General features: G+C 65.1%; 2 protein-coding genes. Both read left to right on the plus strand.

The window, feature by feature from the left end; genetic code table 11:
* Nucleotide 1 precedes the first annotated feature (1 nt).
* On the plus strand, nt 2-886 hold the full coding sequence (locus FJ980_RS29915) for a tagatose-bisphosphate aldolase (protein ID WP_140547218.1): 885 nt from the start codon (nt 2-4) through the stop codon (nt 884-886).
* Nucleotides 887-921: 35 nt separating this feature from the next.
* The gene (locus FJ980_RS29920; protein ID WP_140547219.1) at nt 922-2,133 is read left to right on the plus strand and encodes an ROK family protein; all 1,212 of its coding nucleotides are present in this window, start codon (nt 922-924) and stop codon (nt 2,131-2,133) included.
* The last annotated feature ends 110 nt before the right edge of the window (nt 2,134-2,243 follow it).

Below are 2,243 nucleotides of genomic sequence, written 5' to 3' on the forward strand. Positions count from 1 at the left end.
GCTGCGCGGCTATCAGCAGATATGCGGCAAGGACGGGGCCATGCTGGCCATCGCCTGCGACCAGCGCGGCGGCATGCGCACCTTGCTGGCGTCGGATCCGGCCGAACAGGCCAGGATCACCAACGACATGCTCGGCGACACCAAGGCCGACGTCACGCGCTACCTTGCAAGTGCCGCGTCCTGCGTGCTGCTCGACCCGCTCTGCGCGGTGCCGCGGGTTGTCGAGGAGGGCGTGCTGAACCGCGATACCGCGCTGCTTATCGGCCTCGACGCCTCGGGTTTCGACGTCTCGCCTGAAGGCTATCGCCTGTCGCGCCTTGTCCCCGGCATCGATGCGCGCCGCGTGCGCGAACTGGGTGGCACGGGCGGCAAGATCATGGTGTATCTGCGGGCCGACAAGCCCGAAGCGAATGAGCACAACATTGCCATCCTGCGCCAATGCATCGCCGATTTCGGGCAGGAAGATTTGTTGCTCGTCGTCGAATTCCTGACCTATCAGCTCGAAGGCGAAAGCCCTGAAGATTATGCGACGAAGACGCCGTGGCTTGTCGAGGAAGGCACAAAAATCTCGTTAGAGTGCGGGGCAAAGGTGCTGAAGCTTCCGTATCCCGGAACGCCGGAGGCCTGCGCCAACATCACCAGAATGGCCGGCGAGGTGCCGTGGGCGGTGCTTTCGGCCGGCGTCAACCACGCCACCTTCCTCGGCCAGGTCGAGATTGCCATGCAGAACGGCGCCTCCGGCGTTATCGCCGGCCGCTCGCTGTGGAAGGACTGCATCTCGCTCGATCGTGACATTCAGCGCGAAAGGCTTAAGACCATCGCGGTGCCGCGATTGCGTGAGATCCAGGCGGTAATCGGGCATCACCGGCGCAAGGCCGCCGCCTGATATCCGCGTTGGATCACCGACACGTGCAGGACGTCATGCCTCTCAGCATAGGGATAGATATAGGCGGCACCAATCTGCGGGCCGCCCGCATTTCGGGCGCCGGCGAAATCCTCGAACGTCTGTCCGAAAAGAGCGCGCCGGACCCGCAGGCTGTGCTCTCGCGGATCGCCGGGATGGTGCGCCGGCTCGACACATCGGAGGTTTCGGCCATCGGCATCGGTGTTCCCGGCCGCGTCGATGCGCATCGCCGCGCGGTCCTGTCCGGCGGCTACGTCAATCTGGCCTCCGTCTCGCTGGCGCAGTGCCTGGAGGACATGGCCGGCAAGCCCGTCGTCATCGACAATGATTGCAACATGGCACTGGTCGCCGAGATGGCGCTCGGCGCCGGCCGGGGTCATCACGACGTCGCCATGTTCACCATCGGCACCGGCATTGGCGGGGCCGTCGCTCAAGATCGGCGGATCGTGCGTGGCCGGGCAACGGCAGGGCAGCTCGGCCACATCACTGTCGACGTCAATGGCGAGATCTGCGCCTGCGGCCGGCGCGGTTGTGTCGAAACCACCAGTTCAGGCACCGCGCTTGGCCGTCACATCGCGCGGGCCGGCTTGCGTCCCGACCTTTCGGTCGACCAGCTCTTTGCCCGCGACGCCGCCGGAGACATCCAGGCGCGCGCTATACTGGAAGCCTGGGCAACGCCCTTGCGTGCCGCCATCGACAACAGCGTCGCCATGTCTGTTCCGGCCAGCGGCAAGAGCACGGTCTCGCGCGGCATAGCCGACCGCACGGGATGGCCGTTGCTTGCGCTCGATACGATCAAGAATCCGTTTCTCGAAGCGCTCGGCGGTGGCGACCGCGCCTTCAACCGCACGCTCGGCCGGGCCAGCTATCAGGCGATCTGGTCAGTCGTCGGCGAAGCCCCAGCGGGCTCCACATTCATCGTCGACGCCTGGTTCGGTTTCCAGCCGCGCGAGCTGCTCGAGGATCATCTCAGGAATGCCGGTGTCGAACAGACTTTCGAAATCTGGTGCCACGCGCCGGGCGAGGTTTTGGCCGAACGCTATGGCGCCCGGCTCGGCCAGCGTCCCGCCGGCCATCCAGGCGCGGCCTATATCCCCGAACTGATCGAACTCGCCAGGCGCGCCGAACCGCTGCGGCGCGGCCCGCTCTTCGACGTCGACACGACGAAACCGATCGACTTCGATGCCATCATGGCATGGCTGCGAGCGATGATGACGGGCGACGTTTAGAACGTTGATGGACAAGAAGCAGCTGGGCTCGCCAACTCCGAAAGCCGTTTCGCTTTCGAGCTGGCCAGGCCTGCCTAGTCAATAACCGACGGTGAAGCGCTGCTTTATGT

Source organism: Mesorhizobium sp. B1-1-5 (assembly GCF_006443065.1).
GTDB lineage: Bacteria > Pseudomonadota > Alphaproteobacteria > Rhizobiales > Rhizobiaceae > Mesorhizobium.

Coding starts and splice junctions, on each gene's coding strand:
- FJ980_RS29920 (WP_140547219.1), top strand. CDS start 922: ATGCCTCTCAGCATAGGGATAGATATAGGCGGCACCAATCTGCGGGCC.